Here is a 23,574-nt window from a genome sequence, read left to right on the forward strand (position 1 = left end):
CGAAGCTTCACGCGCTGGCCCTCGCCGAGGCCAGGTATTGCGTGGCCATGTCGCGCAGCGCCAGCATCGAGGCGGCAGATTCGCGTTCGATGCGGCGCTTGAGCAGCAGGTGATTGGCGATGCGCATGGCCAAACCATTGAAGCGATAATCCAGCGTGCGCACGAACCGCGTGCCGCTGCCCTCGGCGGTACATTCATACGTCAACAGTAGCGACAGTCCATGATCGCCTTGCGCTCGCGCGCACCAGCGCCGGCCGGGCAAGTACTCGGTGACTTCCCAGCTTAAATGGCCTTCACGTCCACCCGCGTGAATGTCCTCTTCAAAGCGCGAGCCGGCATGCAGTGGGCCGTGGGCGCCGTCGATCTTCAGCGACGACGGGTGCCATTCCGGCCAGCGACTGACACTGGCGGCATAGGCAAGCACGGCAGTGGGTTCGCCAGCGATATCGATGGTGTGCTGCATGCGGGTCATGGCTTGTCTCGAACAATTCAACGGGGCGGTTTCCGGCTCCCAGTAAAGGGTGCCGAACAGGTAGTCCATCAGCGGCAGGACGATGTTGAAATTGCGCTCCTGCATGCGCTCGCGGCGGTGATGCAACTCGTGCAAGCGGCGCATCTGGCGGATCCATGGCAGGCGCGTCAGCGGGTTGTGCGGCGGCAGGTGTTCGCAGGCATGGAACACCTCGTAAGTCAGATAACCCAGCACCATGCAGCCACCGAACAAACCGGCGACGTTGGCGTTTACCTGTGCCAACAGCCACCACAACGGCAGGGTAATCACCAGCGTGTGCAGTACGATCAGCCAGGCGGGAAACAGAATAACCCGCCAGTCGCGGGCGCCGTCGTAGGTCATATGGCCGGGGGTGAAGAAGCTGTGATGATCGCCCGCATGTCGGGCATAGAACATTTTTGCGAAGGTCTTTTTGTGGTGACCGAGATGGCGATGGACCATGTACACGCCGAAATTGAACAACAGCAGGGTCAACGGCACCGTTAGCCACTCCAGCAGGGCGACCTGCTGCACGCTGCTCCAGAACCCGCCGATGGCCAGCACCCCGAACAGCAGCACGAAGGCGCCGTGCAGCCATGGGTTGTACAGCGGATGAATGGCCGCACGATAGCGGCTGCGGAAAATCTCGGTGGTCTGCCTCACTGCATCACCTGCGGGGATTGTTGTTATACCCGGCAGATTAGCCGATCCGGCCGCTTGTGCAGGCCGGACCTCAATGGCACATGCGCCATGCTCCGGTACGAAGCCGCTGCTTCAGCTCAGAGGGTTCCAGCGCTGCGACCAGTCGTCATCGGTGCGGATCACTTCACGCAGCAGATTGAAGGCCTGTTGCAGCGTCGCCGAATCGCGATCGCGGGAGTAGACCAGGTAAGTCGGATAGCCGAATTCCGGGGCTTTGGTCACCGCTTCGAGGGCGCCGCTTTCCAGATAGGTGCGCACCACGCGGGTGCGGAAGTAGCCGCTGCCGCCGTGTTCGAGGATGTATTGCAGGGCCAGCGGGCCGAGGTTGAAACTCAGCGCCGCTTTGGCTTTTTCCGGCAGGGCGGCGTCATGTTGGCGGCGGAAGTCCGGACCCCAGTCGATGTAGACGTAGGGATCGGGGCGCTCGGGCGCGCGCACCAGAATCAGTTTTTCTTCCAGCACTTGCTCGACCTGCAATCCCGGCCAGTATTCCGGCTGATAGACCAGTGCGGCGTCGAGCACACCGAGTTCGAGCTGGCGCAGCAGGTTTTCGCCATCGCGGATTTCCATGCGCAGGGCATGCCCGGGAATCTTCTCGCGCAGCTCTGCCGCCCAACTGAGCATCAACGGGTTGCACAGGCTGACTTCGCCACCGATGTGCAGCACGTTGTGATAGCCCTCGGGCAGCGGCAGATCGCGCCGCGCGGCTTCCCAGGTCTGCACCAGTTGATTGGCGTAGATCACAAAGGCCTCACCATTGGGCGTCAGTTTCGCCCCGGCGCGGTTGCGCACGAACAGCGTGCTACCCAATTGGCTTTCGAGTTTCTGCACCCGGGCGGTGATCGCCGTTTGAGTGACGAACAGCTTCTGCGCGGCAGCGGCGAGGCTGCCGTGGCGGACGATTTCCAGAAAGGTGCGAGCGAGATCGATGTCCATGGGCGGGCCGGTGTTTGAGGTGTCGGGCATTGTAAAGGCAAAAGCCCCTCACCCTAACCCTCTCCCGGAGGGAGAGGGGACTGACCGAGGTGTCTTGCGTCATACATCGATCGATTATGGATTCAGTAGAGATCGTTCATGTCGGCGAACCTCTACAGCATCCCCCAATCAGTTCCCTCTCCCTTGGGAGAGGGCTAGGGTGAGGGGAAAGCAGTCACCGCCAAAATCAACTGGCCAACTCGGTCAAACGCACCCGCGCCCACTCTTCAATCAACCGTGCCGGCGTGCCACACACCTTGCGCTTGTACACGAAGTTGCGGCACTTCTCGGCAAACTGATTGCGGTTGTACAGCATGTCTTCCTGCATTTCCTGCAACTCGGTTTCACGGCACTGCTGGATCAACACCTGATCAACCCGCGCCTTGCGCTCGCGCACCGCAGCATAGGTCGGATCGCTCACTACTCCGTTGGCCCGCTGCAGCAACCACAGGGAAAACTCGTCCGGGCAACGCGGGCCGATTTCCTGAACCATGCCCAGTTGCCACGCCTGCACCGCGCTCACTGGCAGGCAGGCCTGGGTCAGTTGTTCGGCCATGGCCGGGCCGACGGCGCGGGGCAGGCTGTAGGTCCAGTATTCGGAGCCATACAAACCCATGCTCTTGTAATGCGGGTTGAGCACGATATCGGCGCGGGCAAACACAATATCGGCGGCCAGCGCGAGCATCACACCGCCGGCGCCGGCATTGCCGGTGACACCGCTGACCACCAACTGCCGGGCCGTGAGCAGTTCTGCGCAGACATCGTCGATAGCCTGAATATTCGCCCAGGCTTCAGCTCCGGGATCCTGCGCGGCCTGAATCACGTTCAAATGCACGCCGTTGGAAAAACTGCCGCGCCCGCCCTTGATCAGCAACACCTGCGTATCACGGGATTTGGCCCAGCGTAGCGCGGCGACCATGCGCTGGCATTGCTCGGTGCTCATGGCGCCGTTGTAGAACTCGAAGGTCAGCTCACCGACGATGCCGGATTCGCGATACCGCAGCGGTTGATAGGCTTCGTCACTGAACGGCTGTGTAGCGATCGACCAGTCCAGCACCGGCACGTCGGCCAATTGCTCGGCCAATACATGCCGCGCTGGCTGTTTGAAGGTTTCTTCGCCGGATTGCGGTTTGCGCCGCAGCGAACCAATCCACAAACTTTGATCGCCAGCGGCGACCAGCACCGCATCGTCATGCACCGCGAGAATTTCGCCGGGCATACCGCTGCGCGAATCGAGGTGCGCGTCGTACACGTAATACTGACCGCCGGCCAGGCTCGCCAGCACACCGGGCTGGCCGTCGGCGGCATCGATGCAACGTTTGATGAAGCGCGCGCAGTCGTGCCAACTGAAACTGCGGTCGACCTGCTTCATGTTCGGCTGCAAACGCCCACGCACTTTTGCATCGGCATAGTCCAGCGCCACCGGCTCGAATCCTTCGACGAATTTCTCCACCACTTCGCGTATGCAGCGAATCGCCGCGTCACTGACCCGGCCGTTATACAGCTCGGATTTGCGCAGGCCCGCCGGCAGGTTGAATTCACAAGTGGCCCACACTGGCCCGGCGTCCATTTCCTCGACCGCTTGCAACGCGGTAACGCCCCAGCTCGACAATTCATTGGTAATCGCCCAGTCGAGGGCACTGGCGCCGCGATCGCCGACGATGCCGGGATGAATGATCACCACCGGGCGCTGGGCATTGCTCCACAGTGCCTCGGGCACACGGTCCTTGAGGAACGGGCAGATCACCAGATCCGCGCCGCTGTGTTCGATCTGTTCGCATACAGCGTTTTCATCGGTAAACAGCACGACGCTCGGCGAGTGCCCGGCCTCGCGCAGTTCCAGCCAGGCACGTTGGGTCAGGCCGTTGAACGCTGACGACAGCAGAATGATGTTGAGTGGTCGCATGCTTGCTCTTCCTTGAGTGGGTTCGCCGTGGGCTCTCGGTGAGCCGTCCCTGGCTTTCGATGGAGCCGCGAGATTAATCAGTGGCCGGCCACGCGCCAGTGACCGAGGTCAACGTTGTGTCAGCCAATGTTTCTGCGGCGACCAAGTGCCTTATGCTCAATGGTTTGCTTGTGTTGATTTTTTATTACTTCAAATGTCTTCGAGGCTATTGCACAGTCGCGCCTGATCAGAGCCGGACGATCCCGGCAGAACGATGGTTTTTCGCAGCGGGTGGGACCCGTTTCAGGGAGCAAGGCATGGGTGGGTACAACCCGCATTACCAGATCATCGGGCAGATGTTCCAAAAGGACTATCGCTGGCTGTGCGCTGCCGTTGGCCGCACGCTGGGTTGCCCACACAGTGCGCAGGACATCGCTTCGGAAACCTTTCTGCGGGTGCTGGCATTGCCGGACCCCACGGCCATTCGCGAGCCACGCGCGCTGCTCACCACCATCGCTCGCCGACTGGTGTACGAAGGCTGGCGTCGCCAGGACCTTGAACGTGCTTATCTGGAAAGCCTGGCGCTGGCACCCGAACCGGTGCATCCGTCTCCGGAAGAACGGGCGCTGGTGATCGAAGCGCTGCTGGCGGTCGATCGGTTGCTCAACGGGTTGTCGGCCAAGGCCAAAGCGGCGTTTCTCTACCACCAGCTTGACGGCTTGACCTACAGCGAGATCGGCGAACGCCTCGGCGTATCGACCAGTCGCGTGCAGCAATACATGGTCGAAGCGTTCAAGCGTTGTTATCAGGCAATGCAGGCATGAGGCCGGACGACGCGGTGATCGACGAGGCGGCGCAATGGCTGGCGTTGCTGCAGTCGGGCGAGGCGGGCATGGCTGAGCGGGCAGCGTTTGAGGCCTGGCGGGTTGCCGATCCACGGCATCAGCAGGTCATCGAGCAGATGGGCGGCGGCCTGAATTTGCTGCGCAACCCGACCCTGCGCACCTTGCCGCGCAGCAGTCTGCTGCACAGTCTCAATGCGCCGTCGAGTCGTCGACGCTTTATCAGCGGCAGTCTGAGTGTGCTCGGTGTTGCGCTGTTGGCCGGGTTGCTCGGACGGCGCTACGGCTGGCTGCCGGAGGCGGGGGAGTTGTCGACCGGGACCGGTGAACGACGTGACTTCACCTTGGCCGACGGCAGTGCGCTGACCCTCAATGCGCGCAGTCGTGTGGTGCCGTTGTTCGATAGCCAGCAACGCTTGCTCGCCTTGCGCAGTGGCGAATTGTTGGTCGATGTGGCGAAAGAGTCGGCGCGACCCTTTGTGGTCGAGACCGAGCACGGGCGCATGCGGGCGCTGGGGACGAAATTTCTCGTGCAGTACAGTGAAGATACGACGCGATTGGTGCTGCTCCATTCGCAGGTCGAAGTGGTCACCGCAGGTGGCGCGCGGCAAGTGGTGGCGGCCGGCGAGAGCCTGCTGTTCAACGGCGCAGGGTTGCTGTCGCTGGAGTGCAGCAACGGTCAGGAAAGTGCCTGGGTGCAAGGTCGACTGGAGGTGCGCGACCGGCCTTTGTACGAAGTCATCGACAGCTTGCGCCGCTACCGTCGCGGCATTCTGCACCTGAGTCCCGACGTTGCGGATCTACGCCTCAGCGGCCTCTATCCGCTCGACGACAGCGATCGTACGTTGCAACTGCTGGAACGCTCGCTGCCGATCCGCGTCACCTGGCACAACCCGTACTGGGTCAGCATCGACTCCCGCTCAACGGCTAACTCATCCCTGTAGGAGCTGCCGCAGGCTGCGATCTTTTGACTTTGGTTTTTCTCAATCAAAGGCAAGATCAAAAGATCGCAGCCTGCGGCAGCTCCTACAGAGTCAGGCGTTGAATTGGATGGGTTATAGGGATATGACTTATTGGCCTAATCGCCGCCCTATAAAAAGCGCTGGCCCGCTGCTCATTCCCTGCAGATGCCTTCAACAGGGAAACCCTTCGATGTTCTCAATCAAACAACAATTACCTCGATTGACCCTCGCCGCTGCCTTGGCGATGGGCATCAGCCCATGGGCGGCGGTTGCCCAGGAGCCTGCTGCAGCGGTGTTTACCTTCGACATCGCTACCGGACCGCTCGACGAAGTGCTGCTGGACATCTCGCGGCAGAGCGGCGTGCCGATTTCCTTTAGTCAGGAATTGGTGCAGGGCAAACGCAGCGCAGCGGTGCGCGGTGCGTTGGGCGGTCGTCAGGCAGTGGAAAAAGCTTTGCTCGGCAGTGGTCTGCAAGTCGAGCAAAGCGCTCAGGGCCTGACCGTTCGCGCAGCCGATGCGCCGGCAAAAGTCACTGCCGTGGCACCGGTCACCAGCGCCGATTACCGCATGGAAAAAGTCACCGTCACCGGTTCGCGCATTGCCCGTGCGCAGAGCGATGGCGCGACGCCGGTCAACGTCATCACCCACGAAGAAATGGAAGCGCGCGGCTACAAAAACGTCTACGACGCCCTGGCCACGCAAACGCAAAACACCGGCATGACCCAAGGCGAAGATTACGGCAACACCTGGCAACCAGCGGCCAGCGCACTGAACCTGCGCGGCCTCGGCCCGAACCATACGCTGGTGCTGATCAATGGCCGTCGCGTCGCCGACTACCCGACGCCGTACGACGGCAAGGTCAACTTCACCAACCTGGCGAACATTCCGTCGGCGGTCATCGAACGCATCGAAATTCTCAGCAGCGGCGCCTCGGCGATTTACGGCTCGGACGCGATCGCCGGGGTGGTCAACATCATCCTCAAGGACAAGATCAACGGCGTCGACGTCAATCTCAAGGGCGGCACCAGTGAGCGCGGCGGCGGTGACAACCAGCGTTTGCAGATCAGCGGTGGCGGCAGTTGGGGGAATTTTGACGGCTTGTTCGGTCTGGAACTGACCAACCGCGATCCGATCTGGGCCGATGACCGTGGCTTTATGCAAAACGGCCCGCTGGCGGACGTCGGTTACCGCCGCGACCTGAGCAACAGTCGTTATCTGGGACCGGGTTGCGGTGCTTATCAGGGCACCTTCGACAATAAACTGGTCAACAGCGGCGGGCGCTGCCGCACCGACCAGATGTACAACGATTACTGGACCGTGCAGACCCAGAAGGAAAACTACGACGGCTACACCCGTGGCACCTGGCATTTCAGCGACAGCGGCCAGGTCTTCGCCGATTTGATGTACGGCCTCGACCATATCCAGAACAACACGCGCGGGCCGACCTTCACCTCGCCGGATTTCATCAACCAGAACAGCGGCAATCTGGAGCGCTGGTATCGACGCTTCGGCGAAGAGGAAATCGGTGGTCGCACCAGCAACAACAGCAAGTGGCGCGACACCTCGTGGACCGGCACCCTCGGTCTCTCGGACAAGATCGCCGACACTGGCTGGAGTTACGATCTGGCGGCCAATCGCTCGGAATATCGCAGCGTCAGGACCACACGCTACACGCCACTGTCTTCGATTCAGGATTTCTACCTCGGCCCGCAACTCGGTGTCAGCGGCGGTTATCCAGTATTCGCCCCGGATGCTTCACGGCTCGACCGGCCGCTGACGCCGCAGGAGTGGCAGCAGTTTCGCGGCAACCTCACCCAGAGCAGCAAGTCGGTGTCGACCAGTTACAACGCTTCGGTCAACGGTGATCTGTTCGACTTGCCGGCCGGCCCGGTGGGCTTCGCCGGAGTACTGGAAGCGGGCAAACAGGAATACCGCGTCGACCCGGATGACGGCCTCAACGACGGCACGTTTTACGGCGTGAGCCCGCAGCAAAGTTCCGGCGGCTCGCGCAAACGTTACGCGGCGGGTGGCGAGTTCAGCATTCCGGTCACCGACACGTTGTTGGCGACTGCCGCCGGACGCTGGGACCAATACAAATTCAGCGGCCGCACCGAGCAGCAGAAAACCTACAACCTGGGACTGGAATGGCGTCCGGTTACCAGCCTGTTGCTGCGCGGCAGTTACGGCACCAGTTTCCGTGCGCCGGACCTGAACTACATCTATCAGTCCGACAGCAATGGCTACTATCCGGCGCAGATCGATTACTACGGTTGCAGCCAGGGCGTGGACGGCGCGTGTGATCGTGGGCGGGTCGATTACACCCAGAGCGGTACGGCGAATCTGGAGTCTGAACGCGGCAAATCGTGGACCTACGGCTTTGTCTGGTCGCCGTCGCGCAACTTCGATTTCTCCACGGATTTCTGGCGTGTCGAGATCGATGATCTGCTGACCACCGTCGATGAAAACCGCTTGCTGCAACAAGAGAACGAATGCCGCAACGGCACGCAGGACATCAATTCGGCCAATTGCCAGTCGACCCTGGCGCGCATCGATCGCAACGCCGGCAATGCCGCAGTCGATCCGAACCAGTTGAACCGCGTGCGAGTCAACGCGATCAACGCCGCCAGCGAGCGGGTCAGTGGTCTGGACTTCAAGAGCAACATTCGCTGGGGCGCCGGGCAGTACGGCGCATTCAGTTCGGCGCTGGGCTACACCTTGGTGCTGTCGCATTACTACAAGGAGTCGGAAGAAGCACCGACGCAAGACTGGCGCACCTCACGCACCAATTACGACTGGCGCAGCAAGGTCAACGCCAGCCTGACCTGGGATTATCAGAAAGCCACGGCGACGCTGATGGGCATTCGTTACGGTTCAGTCACCAACGGCGCAGGAGACGGGCGTCTGTCGCCGTGGACGGTGTTCAACGCCAGTGCGCGTTACAAGCTTAATGATCGGGCAAGTGTCGGTCTGACCGTGAACAACGTGCTCAATCAGGTCAAACACGATGATTCAGCGGGGTGGCCGTATTACCCGACCGGCAACTATGACCCGTACGGGCGGCAGTGGTGGCTGGACGTGAGTTATCACTTCGGCGGCTGAGGGCAGGAATCTCGCGTTGACGTCCTACGGAAAATGGCGGGTTTTGCGGTAAGCAGGGGATATTTCCGACGACTTTTTCAGGTTGGTCGTCGGAAGCGCGATCTATAGCATCGGACCTGACATTGAAGTCGCTGAGCGGCTTGAACGCTCAGGCTCCCAGATCAAGGATCAATTATGCGTACACCACACATTCAGCATGAAACCGCTATTTATTCCCTGCGCAACTTCTGGATCGACGATCGCGCCAGATGCCCCATGGAGGATGTCGCGATGCCCACAGCAAAAGTGCCTCGGCTGACGGGGCTGAAGAAGGTCGCGGGCAAGCCTGTCGATTTGCTCGTGCATGGCCAGGACCTCGGTGACGACGCCATGCTGATTGTCCGCCTTACCGAGGAGGGCTTTGAGCTGAGCGACGTCGTCAACATGCTTTCAACTTCCGAAATGTACCTGCGCGAAGACATGGTCAAACGCATCACCGGCCGGTCTGTCAGAACCGTGCAGCGGCTGTTGAAGGAAGGCAAATCGATACGGCTTGACTCGCAGCAGAGTGTTGTCGCCTACCAATATGCGCTGGTGCTGGAGATGGCCACTCGTGCGTTCGGGGGGCTGCCACAGGCGGAGGTATGGATGCAGAAATCCACCCCTTACCTTAACGGCTACGTGCCGTTGGAACTGACCCACCATCCGCTCGGTTTCCAGATGGTCGAGCAATACTTGTGTCGGCTCCTGTACGGGGGTTACCCATGAATCCCTTGCCTTGGGAAGGGCACTGGTATGGCTGGCGCCTGGATCAGGAGGCCTACGGAGAGACGTGGGACAGCGGGATGGGTTCAAAACTGAAGGGCGGTCGATGGAATGCGCCTGGCCGGCGAGTCGTCTATGCATCTGTTGACCCGTCCTCAGCCATTCTGGAGGTGGCGGCCAATAACAGTTTTGATGCACTGGACAGAGAGCCTTATGTGCTGACGTGCTTTGAAGTCATCCGAGATGCACGGGTCAAAGTCGTTCAGCCTGAAGAGGTACCGAATCCTTACTGGTTGAGTCCCGCGTGGCCGTCGCCCAATCAACAGCGGTTTGCCGACGCTTTACTGGATGAGCATCCGTTTGTCCTGATTCCCTCGGCGGCAACCCGCCACTCGTGGAATCTGCTGGTGAGCTGCGACCTGGCAGCGGGGCAGTTCAAGATGGTCTCCCAAGAGCGGTTTGGCCTGGATACCCGGTTGTTGAGGGAGGTGACATTGGCTTGATGCGGACGCACGGCAGTTTGTGCATAACCTCATCACCCAACGGTCTAAACCGCCCTCTATAAATCCTTATTCGTCATTGCACATCCCTGCATAAACCAAAACGCAGGGATGGCTGTTCATGATTCAGTTTTCACCCGTCAAATCACCTTTGAGCCTGGCCTTGCTGCTGGCAATCAACACGCTGCCGGCCATCGCCGCCGACAGCACGGCAACCGAACCGACCACTCAGCTGCAGCGTGTCGAAGTCACGGGGACGGCAATCCGTCGGGTCGACGCGGAAACTGCGGTGCCGGTGACCATCCTGCGCGTAGAAGAGCTGCGCGAGCAGGGCGTGTCCACCACCGAGGAACTGGTCAGCCGGATATCCGCCAACCAGTCTTCGGTTGGTTCCGGGCGTTCGGTGGGGTCGAGCAGTGGTGGGGCGTCTTATGCGGATCTGCGCGGCATCGGCGCCAACAAAACCTTGGTGCTGCTCAACGGCCGGCGCCTGAGCAACAACGCCACCAATGCGATCAACGGCTCGGGTGTCGACCTCAACACCATTCCGTTCGCCGCCATCGACCGCGTCGAAGTGCTGCGCGATGGCGCCTCGGCGCTGTACGGCACCGATGCGATTGGCGGGGTGATCAACTTCATCACCAAGACCAGCCTCACCGAAGGACAGATCAGCACCAACTACGACACGCCAACCCATTCGGGGGGCGGTGAAAGTCGAAACTTCAGCGGCAGTTGGGGCTTCGGTGATTTGCAGGAGGATCGCTTCAACGTGTTTGGTGTGGTCAGTTACGACAAGCAGCAACGCCTGGCCGCTGAAGACCGGGGTTACACCTACAACTATCAGCCAAAGCGCGGACTTGATTACACCTCCGGCACCGCCTCGCCGGCCAACTGGAGTCAGGGCAGTAACGCCACCAACCCTTTGGCCGGTTCTGGCTGCAACGCACCGGGTTTGCTGGCGCGCAACGGCATCTGCCGGCAGAGCCTGTGGAATTACCTTGATCTGGTGCCGGAAACGGAGAAGACCTCGGCCTTCGCCAAAGCCACCGGCAAACTGTCGGACGATCACAACGTCAGCCTCGAATACTTCTGGGCGCAAAACGAAAACCGCACGCAAATCGGCCCCGGCACTTTGATGGGTAATCAGGTCAACCCCGGCACGGCGTTCTATCCGGGCAACGGCATCACCCCCGGGCCGAACGGTTTTGCCCTCGACCCGACGCAACCGGTCGACGTGAACTGGCGCGAAACTGCCGTCGGCGCGCGTAAACACGAAGACGACAACACCAGTCAGCGTTTGCTGCTGAGTTTCGACGGCACGCTGGTCGGCTGGGATTACAACCTCGGCGCCTCGTATAACCAGAACAAAGTGGTCAACAGCATTCAGGACGGCTACGTCAATGACCGTGCAGTCAGCGCCGGTATTGCCAACGGCGTGATCAACCCGTTCGGCCCGCAGACGGCTGCCGGGTCCGCGCTTTTGGCGGCCAACGCGGTGGACGGTGATTACGCCACGGCGGTCGGGCGGGTGAAGGCCATCGACGGGCGCATCAGTCGTGAAATCGGCGACTGGTTCGGTGCCGGCCCTTCGGCATTGGCGCTGGGCGGCGAGTATCGCAAGGAAGACTTCCATCAGGATTTCGCGGCATTTGCCGGCGACGTGCAAAGCCTCGGTGTCGATCCGAACGGCAGCGTTGCCGGGGATCGCAGCGTTTCCGCCGAGTACGCCGAGGTCAACGTGCCGGTGCTCGACAGCCTCGAACTGTCCGCCGCCGTACGCCACGACAAGTACAGCGACTTCGGCAGCACCACCAATCCGAAATACTCGTTCCGCTTCCAGCCATTCAAGGAGTTGGTGGTGCGCGGTGCCTACAGCGAAGGATTCCGCGCACCGTCGTTGTATGAGCTGTACAACCCGACCTTCACCAGTTTCACCAACGCCAACTACAACGATCCACGTTTGTGCGCTGGCGGCAATCCGAGCAATGGCGGCATCGCCAACCGTGATTGCGCGCAGCAGTTCAATCGCACCAGCGGCGGCAATACCGACCTCAGCCCGGAAACCGCGCGCAACGTTACCCTCGGGTTTGTCTATCAACCGTTTGAGCGCCTGAGCGCCGGGCTGGATTTCTGGTGGATCGACATCGCCAACCAGATTGCCGAGTTCCCGGAATCGGCGGTGTTCGAGAATCCTGAGCTGTACCCGGATCGGCTGGTGCGCAAGCCGGATGGCTCCATCGATCACATCGTCACCGGCCTGGCCAACCTCGGCAAGATCAAGACCAACGGCGTCGACGTCAGCTTCGATTACCGTTTGCCGAGCACGCCGTACGGAAACTTCGGCATCGGCCTGCAAGGCACTTACGTCACCCGTTATGACTATCAGCAGCAACTCAAGGGCGACTATATCGACAAGCTGGGCGATTTCCGTGGCGGTGACTTTGCCTCGGCGGGTGCCGTGGCGCGCTGGCGCCACAGCCTGACCGGCAGCTGGAATTACGGCCCGTTCGGCGCCGCGCTCACCAACCGCTACACCAGCGGTTACCACGACTCCGATCGCGACACCCACGATTACGTCGGCTCTTACAACGTCTGGGATCTGGCCGGTACTTACACCTGGCGCAAGACCCTGAGCGTGACCCTTGGCGCGAAAAACCTGTTCGACCGCGAGCCACCGTTCAGCAACCAGACCTACACGTTCCAGAGCGGCTACGACCCGAAATATGGCGATCCGTTTGGGCGGACGCTGTACACGCGGGTCAGTTACAAGTTTTGAAAATGCTCAGAGATGGCGGGTTTTAGTCACCTATTGATCTAAAGCACGCCCTATAAAAATCGCCGGCCTGTTGCACATCACAGGTAGGCAGGATGTGTGGTGACTGTTCCGGCGTTATCGCGAGCAGGCTCACTCCTACATTGGCTTTGTGTTCACCGCAGACCCTGTAGGAGTGAGCCTGCTCGCGATGAAGCCAGTAGCAGCACCGTGTAAAAGGATCTGCCCATGTTCTCCAGGCTCATTTTATTCAGCGCATGTGCGCTTTTAACCCCGTTCAGTTGGGCGGCCCCGCAACCGGCGTTAACGGTCTACGGCGAACCCGCCAAATACGCCCCCGACTTCCAGCACCTGGCCTACGCCAACCCCGACGCGCCGAAGGGCGGCAGCCTGCGCCGGTCTTCGCTGGAAAGCGGCCCGTTCGATCACCTGATTCCTTACACCGACAAAGGCACCGGCGTGGCCGACATCGATGGCTGGCTGTACGCGCCACTGGCCTATCGCAGCAAGGACGAGCCCTACAGCGTCTACGGTCTGGTGGCGCAGCAGATGGAGCTGGATCCGGATCGCCGCTGGATCCGCTTCTATCTGAACCCGAAGGCACGCTTCGACGACGGCACGCCGATCACTGCCGAAGACGTGCGCTACACCTTCAACCTGTTCATCACCCAGGGCAGCCTCAAATACCGCCAGCAGTTTCGCGATGTCGCTGAAGTCGTCGTGGAGTCGCCGACACAAGTGCGCTTCCTCTTCAAGAACAACGACAGCCGCACCTTGCCGCTGGACCTGGCGACACTGCCGGTGCTGCCCGAACATTGGTGGCGCACCCGCGATTTCGCCGAGGGCGGCGGTTTCGAGATTCCGCCGGGCAGCGGCCCGTACCGCATCAGCGCGGTAGATGCCGGGCGCAGCGTGAAATTTCAGCGGGTGCAAGACTGGTGGGCCAAGGATCTGCCGATCACCCGTGGGCTGTACAACTTCGATCAGTTAAGCGTGGAGTTCTTCGCCGACACCGACGTGTCGCGGCAGGTGCTCAAGGCCGGCGGCTTCGATTACAACCGCGAGTTCTCCGCCACCAGTTTCACCATCGGTTACGCGGGCGCTGCACTCGAGCAAGGCAAATTGCTTCGTGAACATCTCGCACCCGGTGCTGCGCAAGGCGCGCAGGGCTTTGTGTTCAACCTGCAAAAACCGCTGTTTCAGGATCGCCGGGTGCGTCAGGCCATCGCCATGCTTTGGGATTTCGAATGGAGCAACCGGCAAATGATGCGCAGCATGTACCTGCGTCAGCGCAGCTTCTTCTCCCACAGCGCACTGGCGGCCACCGCGTTGCCGGATGCCGAAGAGCTGAAGATTCTTGAGCCGTTGCGCGGAAAGATTCCCGATGAAGTGTTCACCACGGTGTTTGAAGCACCGAAAACCGACGGCAGTGGCAATATCCGCGCTGAACAACTACAAGCGCTGAAACTGCTGGAGGCCGCTGGCTGGAAACCTCAGGGCGATCAATTGGTGAACGCCAATGGCGAGCCGCTGCACTTCACGTTTCTCAATGGCCAGAAAGGTTTCGAACGGCTGCTATTGCCGTTCAAACGCAACCTGGCGCAGATCGGCATCGGCTTCGATATTCGCCAGGTCGACACCGCGCAATACACCAACCGTGTGCGCAATCGCGACTACGACATGATCGTCGCCGGTTACCCGGTGAGTCAGGCGCCGGGGCGCGAGATGTTCAATTACTTCGGCTCCGACGGTGCCGACGATCCCGGCTCGAACAATTACATGGTCCTGCGCGACCCGGCCGTCGATGCACTGCTCGAAGGGCTAGTGCAGGCTGACAATCGCGAGAGTCTGCTGCGTCACGCTCATGCACTGGATCGAGTGTTGCAGTGGGGCTACTACTGGGTACCCAACTATTACCCTCCGGGGATTTCCACGGTGTGGTGGAACCGCTTCGGCCGGCCGGCGATTGCGCCGCTGTACGACGCCGGTCTCGACACCTGGTGGGAAATCAGCCCGACCGCACTGACCACTACTCAGATGCCCAAGGAGTACAGCCATGTGGGGTTATAGCCTGCGGCGTCTGCTGCTGATCGTGCCGACCTTGCTGGCGATCCTGCTGGTCAACTTCGTTATCGTGCAAGCCGCACCCGGTGGCCCGGTCGAGCAGGCCATTGCGCGCTTGCAGGGGATTGGCGTGGGGGCCGCGGTGGGTTCCAGCCATGTCGAAACCGTCGGTGGCGAATCCCGCGCGACCCGAGGGCTGGACCCGAAACTGGTGGCTGATATCGAACGTCAATACGGCTTCGACAAACCGGCCAGCGAGCGCTTGTGGCTGATGCTCAAAAGCTATGCGCAACTGGATTTCGGTCAGAGTTTCTTTCGCGGTGCCAGCGTCACCGAATTGATCTGGCAGAAACTGCCGGTGACCGTGTCGCTGGGACTGTGGGCGACACTGATCACCTATCTGGTGTCGATTCCGCTGGGCATTCGCAAAGCCGTGCACAACGGCTCGGCGTTCGATGTCTGGAGCAGCGTGGCGATCATCATCGGTTATGCGCTGCCGGGATTTCTCTTTGCGCTGCTGCTGATCGTGGTGTTTGCCGGTGGCACGGCGCTGGACTGGTTTCCGGTGCGCGGGCTGGTCTCGGACAACTTCGCCGAGCTGTCGCCGTGGGCCAAGGTGGCCGACTATTTCTGGCACTTGGTGCTGCCGGTGACTGCCTTGGTCATCGGCGGTTTTGCGACCTTGACGATCCTCACCAAGAACAGGTTTCTCAACGAAATCTCACGGCTGTACGTGGTCACCGCGCGTGCCAAGGGACTGAGTCAACGGCAGGTGTTGTACGGCCATGTGTTTCGCAATGCGATGCTGCTGGTCGTCGCCGGTTTGCCGCAAGCACTGGTGACGGTGTTCTTCGGCGGTTCGCTGCTGATCGAAGTGATCTTCTCCCTCGATGGCCTCGGGCGCCTCAGTTACGAAGCGGCGGTCGCACGCGACTATCCAGTGGTGTTCGGCTCGCTGTTTATCTTCACCCTGTTTGGCCTGCTGATAAAACTGCTCGGCGACCTTTGTTACACGCTGGTTGACCCGCGTATCGACTTCACCGCGAGGGCTGCCTGATGCTGACGTTATCTCCAATCGGTCAGCGCCGCTGGGCGCGCTTCAAGGCACATCGGCGTGGCTGGTGGTCGTTGTGGCTGTTTCTCGCGCTGTTCGGCCTGAGCCTTGGCGGTGAGCTGGTGGCCAATGACAAACCGCTGCTGGTGACGTATCAGGGCGATTGGTATTTCCCGGCGTTCAAGCGCTACACCGAGCAGGACTTCGGCGGCGAGCTGCCGTTTCAGCCGGACTATCGCAGCGCGCAGGTGCGGCAATTGATCGAGGGGCAGGGCGGGCGGCTGTGGTTTGCGCCGATTCCGTTCGCGTTCGACACGGTCAATTACGACCTCACGGAGCCGGCGCCGAGTCCGCCCAGTGGCGACAACTGGCTGGGCACCGATGATCAGGCGCGCGACGTGCTGGCGCGGGTGATTTTCGGCACACGTGTATCGCTGCTGTTTGCCTTGGCGCTGACGGCGGCGAGTGCAGTGATTGGCATCGCTGCCGGCGCGTTGCAGGGTTACTACGGCGGTTGGGTCGACCTGATCGGTCAGCGCTTGCTGGAGGTCTGGTCGGGGCTGCCGGTGTTGTACCTGCTGATCATTCTGTCCGGGTTTGTCGAGCCGAATTTCTGGTGGTTGCTGGGGATCATGGCGCTGTTTTCCTGGCTGAGTCTGGTCGATGTGGTGCGGGCCGAGTTCCTGCGCAGCCGTGGCCTGGAATATGTGAAAGCGGCGCGGGCTCTGGGTGTCGGCGATGCGCAGGTAATCGTTCGACACATTCTGCCCAATGCCATGAGCGCCACGCTGACCTATCTGCCGTTCATTCTCACCGGGGCGATTGCGACTTTGTCGGCGCTGGATTTTCTCGGTTTCGGCATGCCGGCCGGCAGTGCTTCGCTGGGCGAGTTGATCGGTCAGGGCAAGAGCAATCTGCAAGCGCCATGGCTGGGTTTGACCGCGTTCTTTGCCTTGGCACTGATTCTTTCGCTACTGGTATTTATCGGCGAAGCCTGCCGCGATGCGTTTGATCCGAGGACTTGATATGCCAGAACATCTGATCGAAATACGCGACCTGCGCGTCGCCTTCAATGGCCAGTCTGTGGTGCACGGCATCGACCTTGATATCCGCCCCGGCGAATGTCTGGCGCTGGTCGGCGAATCCGGCTCGGGCAAATCGGTAACGGCGCACAGCATTCTGCAATTGCTTGACCCGGCCATCACCCGGATCGACGGCAGCATCCGTTATGCCGGCGAGGAGCTGCTGGGCGTGCATGAACGCTACTTGCGGCAATTGCGTGGCAACCGCATCGCGATGATTTTTCAGGAGCCGATGAGTTCGCTGAACCCTTTGCACACGATTGAGCGGCAGTTGGGCGAGAGCCTGGCGCTGCACAAGGGGCTGGCCGGGGCGGCGGCGCGTCAGCGAATTGTGCAGTTGCTTGAACTGGTGGGTATTCAGCGCCCGCGCGAACGGCTCAAGGCCTATCCGCATCAACTGTCGGGCGGTCAGCGACAACGGGTGATGATTGCCATGGCGCTGGCCTGCGAGCCGCAGTTGCTGATCGCCGACGAGCCGACCACCGCGCTGGACGTGACCGTGCAACGCAAGATTCTGCTGTTGCTCAAAGAACTGCAGGAGCGCCTGGGCATGGCGCTGTTGATCATCAGTCATGATCTGAATCTGGTGCGAAACATCGCTCAGCGAGTGGCGGTCATGCGTGGCGGTCTGATCGTCGAACAAGCGTCGTGTGAACAGTTGTTCAACGCACCGCAACATCCTTACAGCATCGAGTTGCTCAACGCCGAACCGGGTGGCGAAGCGTTGTGCCGGGAGCCTGCGGAGGATTTGCTGGAGGTGCGTGATCTCAATGTGCGCTTCCGTTTGGGCGGCGGTTGGTTGCGCGCGAAGTCGTACTTGCACGCGGTCAACGGCATTGACTTGAAGCTTCAGCGCGGCAAGACCTTGGGGATTGTCGGCGAATCCGGTTCCGGCAAGTCGACGCTGGGCCAGGCGATTCTGCGTTTGCTCGATGCGCAAGGCAGTATTCGCTTTCAAGGCGAGGCGCTGGAGCACTTGAGCGGCAAACAACTCCGGCCGCTACGCAAACGCCTGCAAGTGGTGTTTCAGGATCCGTTTGGCAGCCTCAGTCCGCGCCTGTGTGTGGAGCAGATCATCGCCGAAGGACTACAGGTGCACAGCGATTTGGATGCCGCTGAGCGCGAACGGGCGGTGATCGATGTGTTGCGTGAAGTCGGTCTCGACCCTGCCACACGGCATCGCTATCCCCACGAGTTTTCCGGTGGTCAGCGGCAACGCATCGCGATTGCCCGGGCGCTGGTGCTCAAGCCCGACTTGATCCTGCTGGATGAGCCGACGTCGGCACTGGATCGCACGGTGCAGAAGCAGATCGTGGCTTTGCTGCGGCGTTTGCAGCAAGAACATGGCCTGACGTACCTGTTCATCAGTCACGATCTGGCGGTGGTGCGCGCGTTGGCGCATGACTTGATTGTGATGAAGGACGGTGAAGTGGTGGAGCGTGGCGAGACAAATACGCTGTTTCATGCAGCGCAGCATCCGTATACCCGAGAGTTGCTGGCCGCTTCGTTCAGCGGGTAACCCTGTAGGAGCTGTCGAGTGAAACGAGGCTGCGATCTTTTGACTTTGCGTTCTAAAAAAACAGGGTCAAAAGATCGCAGCGTGCCGCAGCTCCTACAGGGCCGAAACGCAAAAATCCCGCCACAGGGGGCGGGATTCTTGTGTCACTGAACGTCGCTATTACGACGGGAACAGCTCGGACAGTTTCATCGACAGCATCATGTCGCCTTCAACGCGCAGCTTGCCGCCCATGAACGCCTGCATGCCGTCGGTTTCGCCGCTGACGATACCTTTCAGGGTTTCGCTGTCCAGCACCAGCGTGCAGTTGGCGTCCGGGTTTTCGCCTTCCTGGATGTCGCAGGTGCCGTCTTTGACGATCAGCGAGTACTGCTTGTCTTCGTCAGTGATGTTGAAACCGAAGACCAGATCCAGACCGGCAGCAGCGGCTGGGTTGAACTTGGCTTGCATTGCTTTTACGGCATCGGCTACGGAGGTCATGGTTCGATCCTTATGAGGTTAATTACAGCAAGGTTCACAGTTAACCGGACTCAGCGGAAAGTGATGAGTTCCGGAGCCTTCAACAGCTGCAGATGCGCATGACTGTTGAAGGAGGCCAAAGCCACCTCGCGACCGCGGAACTTCAGCTGGTTGAGCGAGGTGTTGACGATTTGCCAGTTCAATTCAAAGGCCTGTTTCGCAGGCATTTGCGTAATGAGGTGGAGCAGGGCCGTGATGGTGCCGCCGGAGGTGAACACGGCGATTTTCTGGTTTTTATCGGCCAGATCGAGGATCCGGTGCAGCCCGGCCTGGACGCGTTCGACGAAACCCAGCCAGCTTTCCAGCCCGGGCGGGTCGTAAGTGCCGGCCAGCCAGCGTTCGATGATCAGGGCGAAAATACGTTGGAATTCGCCACGGTTCTGCGCGGCGTTGCGCAAGATGTCGAGGGCTTCCGGCTCGTCCGCCAGCATGTCCGGGAGCAGGGCGCGGATCACCGCGTCGGCATCGAATTCGTTGAAGGCAGAATCGGTTTCCAGGATCGGCACCGACAGACCTTGGGCGGCGAACTGTTCCAGCGCGCTGGTGGCCGTGTGCTGCTGACGACGCAGGTCTCCGGCGAGGCAGCGATCGAAGCTGATCCCCAGTTCAGCGAGGTGCTGACCGAGGATTTCTGCCTGACGCACACCGGTCGGCGACAGGACGTCATAGTCGTCTGCACCAAAGGAGGCCTGGCCATGTCGAATCAAATAGATACTGCCCACGTCCGCGTCATCCCGGTACGTTGAAGGTTTGGCGAGGTTATGAGGATGACGGTTAGCTGTCAATGAAAAAACATACGCTTGTTTGAAATGCCCGTTACAGGGGTGTTGCCAGAGGTTTCACGGCTGGCCGATGAGCCGGCGCATGGGTATGCTGGAGCCATCCCGCGTGTGTTTCACATCCACGCACTGTTCTAAGGAGTCTCTGTGGAGTTTTTCACCGAATACGCCAGCTTCCTGGCCAAGACCGTCACGTTGGTGATAGCCATTCTGGTAGTGCTCGCCAGTTTTGCTGCATTGCGCAGCAAAGGCCGGCGCAAATCTGCCGGTCAGTTGCAGGTCAGCAAGCTCAATGATTTCTACAAGGGCCTGCGCGAGCGGCTGGAGCAGACCTTGCTCGACAAGGATCAGCTCAAGGCCTTGCGCAAGGGCGAAGCCAAGTCCGAGAAAAGCGAGAAGAAGCAGAAGAACAAGCCCGAGGCCAAACCTCGTGTGTTCGTGCTGGATTTCGACGGCGACATCAAAGCCTCGGCCACCGAGAGCCTGCGCCATGAAATCACCGCACTGCTGACCCTCGCCACGTCGAAAGACGAAGTCGTCCTGCGCCTGGAAAGCGGCGGCGGCATGGTCCACAGCTACGGCCTGGCGTCGTCGCAACTGGCGCGTATTCGCGAAGCCGGCGTGCCGTTGACCGTGTGCATCGACAAGGTCGCAGCCAGCGGCGGCTACATGATGGCGTGCATCGGCGAGAAGATCATCAGCGCGCCGTTCGCGATCCTCGGTTCGATCGGTGTTGTGGCGCAATTGCCTAACGTCAATCGCTTGCTGAAGAAGCACGATATCGACTTTGAAGTCCTCACCGCCGGCGAGTACAAACGCACCCTGACCGTGTTTGGCGAAAACACCGAGAAGGGCCGGGAGAAGTTCCAGGAAGACCTGGACATCACTCATCAGCTGTTCAAGAACTTCGTCGCCCGCTATCGCCCGCAACTGGCGATTGACGATGTGGCCACTGGTGAAGTCTGGCTCGGCGTCGCGGCGCTGGATAAACAACTGGTCGATGAACTCAAGACCAGCGATGAGTACCTCGCAGACCGGGCGAAAAAGGCCGAGGTCTATCACCTGCACTATGCCGAGCGCAAAAGCTTGCAAGAGCGCATTGGCATGGCCGCCAGCGGTTCAGTCGACCGCGTGCTGCTGAGCTGGTGGAGCCGCTTGACCCAGCAGCGCTTCTGGTAAATCGAACAGGCATAAAAAAACGCCGGTCACATGACCGGCGTTTTTTTGTTCGCGCTAAACCTGAAGACTTAGCGGCGACGGAACAGCGGCAGTGGCTCGTCGGTGGCGGCCTGATAGGTCACCGAGAAGTCCTTGAGACCTTCAAGGGCTTCGTACGGGTCTTTATCGGCGCGCACGGCGAAGGCGTCGAAGCCACAGCGGTGCATGTAGAACAGCTGATCACGCAGCACGTCGCCAATCGCCCGCAGTTCACCTTTGAAACCGTAACGGTCACGCAGCAGACGGGCGTTGGAGTAGTTGCGGCCGTCGGTGAACGCCGGGAAGTTCAAGGCAATCACCTGAAACTCGGCGACGTCTTCACCGATTTCTTCGGCTTCTTCGTCGGCGTCCAGCCACACACCCAGACCGCCGTCGCGAGCCTTGAGCATGCGGCTGTGTTCGCGCCACAGTTGCAGCGGCACGATCAGATCGTCGCAGTTGCTGATCTCGTCGATGTTGAAATCCTTGGGCAGCAAGTGCCAGGTTTCGTCGACGACCTCGTTGTTCTTAATGATTCGCTGCATAGACGCGTTCCTTGAAGAGGTCGATGCCAATACGCTGGTAGGTGTCGATGAAGCGCTCGTCTTCGGTACGTTGTTCAACGTACACGTCGATCAGCTTCGAGATCACGTCAGGCATGGCTTCCTGAGCGAAGGACGGGCCGAGGATCTTGCCCAGGCTCGCATCACGGCTGGCACTGCCGCCGAGGGAGACCTGATAGAACTCTTCGCCTTTCTTGTCGACGCCGAGGATGCCGATGTGGCCGACATGGTGGTGACCGCAGGCGTTCATGCAACCGGAGATGTTCAGGTCCAGCTCACCGATGTCGAACAGGTAGTCGAGATCATCGAAGCGGCGCTGGATCGATTCGGCAATCGGGATCGACTTGGCGTTGGCCAGCGAGCAGAAATCACCGCCAGGGCAGCAGATGATGTCGGTCAGCAGGCCGATGTTCGGCGTGGCGAAACCGCCTTCACGCAGTTCGCCCCAGAGGGTGAACAGTTGGCTTTGCTCGACGTCGGCAAGAATGATGTTCTGCTCGTGCGAGGTGCGCAACTGACCGAAGCTGTAGCGGTCGGCCAGATCGGCGACGGCATCGAGCTGCTTGTCAGTGATGTCGCCCGGGGCAACGCCGGTCGGCTTCAGCGACAGGGTCACGGCGACATAACCCGGCTTTTTGTGCGCCAGGGTGTTGCGGGTGCGCCAGCGAGCGAAACCCGGATGCTCTTTGTCGAGATCGCCGAGTTGCGCGGTCTGGTTTTCCAGCGCTTTGTAGTCCGGGTCGACGAAGTGCTTGGCCACGCGCTGCAGTTCGGCGTCGGTCAGTGTGGTCTGGCCACCGCGCAGGTGTTCCATTTCCGCATCGACTTTCTGCGCAAACACTTCAGGCGTGAGGGCTTTGACGAGGATCTTGATCCGCGCCTTGTATTTGTTGTCGCGACGGCCGTAGCGGTTGTACACGCGCAGGATGGCGTCGAGGTAGCTCAGCAGGTCCTGCCACGGCAGGAACTCGTTGATGAACGCGCCAACCACCGGCGTACGACCGAGGCCACCACCGACCAGAACGCGGAAGCCGAGCTCGCCGGCAGCGTTGTGCACCGGCTCAAGGCCAATGTCGTGGACTTCAATGGCGGCACGGTCAGCGGTCGAACCGTTGACGGCGATCTTGAATTTACGCGGGAGGTAGGCGAATTCCGGGTGGAATGTAGTCCACTGGCGGACGATTTCGCACCATGGGCGCGGGTCGATCACTTCGTCGGCGGCGACGCCGGCGAACTGGTCGGTGGTGACGTTGCGCAGGCAGTTGCCGCTGGTCTGGATCGCGTGCATCTGCACGGTGGCCAGTTCAGCCAGAATGTCCGGGATGTCTTCCACCGCCGGCCAGTTGAACTGCACGTTCTGCCGCGTACTGATGTGGGCGTAGCCCTTGTCGTAGTCGCGGGCAATCTTGGCCATCATGCGCGTCTGACGCGAAGTCAGCTGGCCGTAAGGCACCGCCACACGCAACATCGGCGCGAAGCGCTGGATGTAGAGGCCATTTTGCAGGCGCAGGGGGCGGAATTCTTCTTCGCTCAGCTCACCTGCCAGATAGCGTCGGGTCTGATCACGGAACTGCTTGACGCGGTCCTCGATGATCCGCTGATCGTACTCGTCGTATACGTACATATAAGTCCTGTTCTCAGGCTTTGGGCTACTCGGAAAACGCTGCGTTTTCGCTTGCTGAAGTCCGATGGTGCCTCTGCAATTCTGCGCGCACGGCCGCGCGCTCCCTAAGGGAGCCGGGGCAATATACCTGTTTGCAGTTATGCGCAAAAGTGATGTTTGAGTATATGGAAAGAACCAAATCGCCTAACGAGAATGGCTGTCAA

Annotated in this window: 18 protein-coding genes; 11 read left to right on the forward strand and 7 right to left on the reverse strand. The window is 60.4% G+C overall.

Annotated features, from left to right (window positions below):
* Window positions 1-7: 7 nt before the first annotated feature.
* From QOM10_RS12825 to QOM10_RS12835, 3 genes are all read right to left on the reverse strand, one after another.
* The gene (locus QOM10_RS12825; protein ID WP_316918201.1) at window positions 8-1,153 is read right to left on the reverse strand and encodes a sterol desaturase/SRPBCC family protein; all 1,146 of its coding nucleotides are present in this window, start codon (window positions 1,151-1,153) and stop codon (window positions 8-10) included.
* 111 nt (window positions 1,154-1,264) lie between these two features.
* Entirely contained in the window at window positions 1,265-2,128 is an 864-nt protein-coding gene (locus tag QOM10_RS12830; RefSeq protein ID WP_150752021.1) for a LysR family transcriptional regulator, read from the reverse strand.
* A 226-nt stretch (window positions 2,129-2,354) separates the two neighbouring features.
* Complete coding sequence (locus QOM10_RS12835; protein ID WP_316918202.1) at window positions 2,355-4,073, reverse strand: hydrogenase maturation protein; 1,719 nt, start codon at window positions 4,071-4,073, stop codon at window positions 2,355-2,357.
* Between the two features lie 296 nt (window positions 4,074-4,369).
* Here QOM10_RS12835 and QOM10_RS12840 point away from each other — a divergent pair, with 296 nt between their 5' ends.
* The 10 genes from QOM10_RS12840 (at window position 4,370) to QOM10_RS12885 (ending at window position 18,692) form a co-directional block, all read left to right on the forward strand.
* Entirely contained in the window at window positions 4,370-4,876 is a 507-nt protein-coding gene (locus QOM10_RS12840) for a sigma-70 family RNA polymerase sigma factor (RefSeq protein ID WP_034152323.1), read from the forward strand.
* Window positions 4,873-5,838, forward strand: coding sequence for a FecR family protein (locus tag QOM10_RS12845; protein WP_316918203.1), 966 nt, complete (start codon window positions 4,873-4,875; stop codon window positions 5,836-5,838). The genes QOM10_RS12840 and QOM10_RS12845 overlap by 4 nt, the downstream gene beginning before the upstream one ends.
* A gap of 208 nt (window positions 5,839-6,046) precedes the next feature.
* Window positions 6,047-8,956 (forward strand): TonB-dependent receptor, encoded by a 2,910-nt coding sequence (locus QOM10_RS12850; RefSeq protein WP_316918204.1) that lies wholly within the window; start codon window positions 6,047-6,049, stop codon window positions 8,954-8,956.
* A gap of 270 nt (window positions 8,957-9,226) precedes the next feature.
* On the forward strand, window positions 9,227-9,703 hold the full coding sequence (locus tag QOM10_RS12855) for an antitoxin Xre/MbcA/ParS toxin-binding domain-containing protein (RefSeq protein ID WP_180988161.1): 477 nt from the start codon (window positions 9,227-9,229) through the stop codon (window positions 9,701-9,703).
* Window positions 9,700-10,203: an RES family NAD+ phosphorylase gene (locus QOM10_RS12860; protein WP_102901928.1), complete on the forward strand. Its 504-nt coding sequence runs from the start codon at window positions 9,700-9,702 to the stop codon at window positions 10,201-10,203. The genes QOM10_RS12855 and QOM10_RS12860 overlap by 4 nt, the downstream gene beginning before the upstream one ends.
* 118 nt (window positions 10,204-10,321) lie before the next feature.
* Window positions 10,322-12,976, forward strand: coding sequence for a TonB-dependent receptor (locus QOM10_RS12865; RefSeq protein WP_316918205.1), 2,655 nt, complete (start codon window positions 10,322-10,324; stop codon window positions 12,974-12,976).
* Between the two features lie 225 nt (window positions 12,977-13,201).
* Window positions 13,202-15,043 (forward strand): extracellular solute-binding protein, encoded by a 1,842-nt coding sequence (locus QOM10_RS12870; RefSeq protein WP_316918206.1) that lies wholly within the window; start codon window positions 13,202-13,204, stop codon window positions 15,041-15,043.
* Window positions 15,030-16,094: a microcin C ABC transporter permease YejB gene (locus QOM10_RS12875; RefSeq protein ID WP_316918207.1), complete on the forward strand. Its 1,065-nt coding sequence runs from the start codon at window positions 15,030-15,032 to the stop codon at window positions 16,092-16,094. Before QOM10_RS12870 ends, QOM10_RS12875 begins: the two co-directional genes overlap by 14 nt.
* A complete protein-coding gene (locus QOM10_RS12880) occupies window positions 16,094-17,116 on the forward strand; it encodes an ABC transporter permease (protein WP_316918208.1) in 1,023 nt (340 codons plus the stop codon). The genes QOM10_RS12875 and QOM10_RS12880 overlap by 1 nt, the downstream gene beginning before the upstream one ends.
* 1 nt (window position 17,117) lies before the next feature.
* A complete protein-coding gene (locus QOM10_RS12885) occupies window positions 17,118-18,692 on the forward strand; it encodes an ABC transporter ATP-binding protein (protein WP_316918209.1) in 1,575 nt (524 codons plus the stop codon).
* Between the two features lie 159 nt (window positions 18,693-18,851).
* Here QOM10_RS12885 and QOM10_RS12890 read toward each other — a convergent pair whose 3' ends face one another.
* Both QOM10_RS12890 and QOM10_RS12895 read right to left on the reverse strand, forming a co-directional pair.
* Window positions 18,852-19,169, reverse strand: coding sequence for an SCP2 sterol-binding domain-containing protein (locus tag QOM10_RS12890; RefSeq protein ID WP_007912567.1), 318 nt, complete (start codon window positions 19,167-19,169; stop codon window positions 18,852-18,854).
* A gap of 50 nt (window positions 19,170-19,219) precedes the next feature.
* On the reverse strand, window positions 19,220-19,930 hold the full coding sequence (locus QOM10_RS12895; RefSeq protein WP_316918210.1) for a histidine phosphatase family protein: 711 nt from the start codon (window positions 19,928-19,930) through the stop codon (window positions 19,220-19,222).
* A gap of 204 nt (window positions 19,931-20,134) precedes the next feature.
* Between QOM10_RS12895 and sohB the strand changes: the two genes are divergently transcribed.
* Window positions 20,135-21,166 carry a protease SohB gene (sohB, locus tag QOM10_RS12900; protein WP_127927073.1) on the forward strand — a complete coding sequence of 344 codons (1,032 nt, stop codon included), beginning with the start codon at window positions 20,135-20,137 and terminating at the stop codon, window positions 21,164-21,166.
* A gap of 68 nt (window positions 21,167-21,234) precedes the next feature.
* Here the strand turns inward: sohB and QOM10_RS12905 are convergent, their stop codons facing one another.
* Both QOM10_RS12905 and QOM10_RS12910 read right to left on the reverse strand, forming a co-directional pair.
* The gene (locus tag QOM10_RS12905) at window positions 21,235-21,729 is read right to left on the reverse strand and encodes a DUF934 domain-containing protein (RefSeq protein ID WP_007912572.1); all 495 of its coding nucleotides are present in this window, start codon (window positions 21,727-21,729) and stop codon (window positions 21,235-21,237) included.
* Window positions 21,713-23,371 carry a nitrite/sulfite reductase gene (locus tag QOM10_RS12910; protein WP_316918211.1) on the reverse strand — a complete coding sequence of 553 codons (1,659 nt, stop codon included), beginning with the start codon at window positions 23,369-23,371 and terminating at the stop codon, window positions 21,713-21,715. Before QOM10_RS12910 ends, QOM10_RS12905 begins: the two co-directional genes overlap by 17 nt.
* Between the last annotated feature and the right edge of the window lie 203 nt (window positions 23,372-23,574).

Origin of the sequence: Pseudomonas sp. P108 (assembly GCF_032613195.1) — a bacterium.
In the GTDB taxonomy this organism is placed as follows: domain Bacteria; phylum Pseudomonadota; class Gammaproteobacteria; order Pseudomonadales; family Pseudomonadaceae; genus Aquipseudomonas.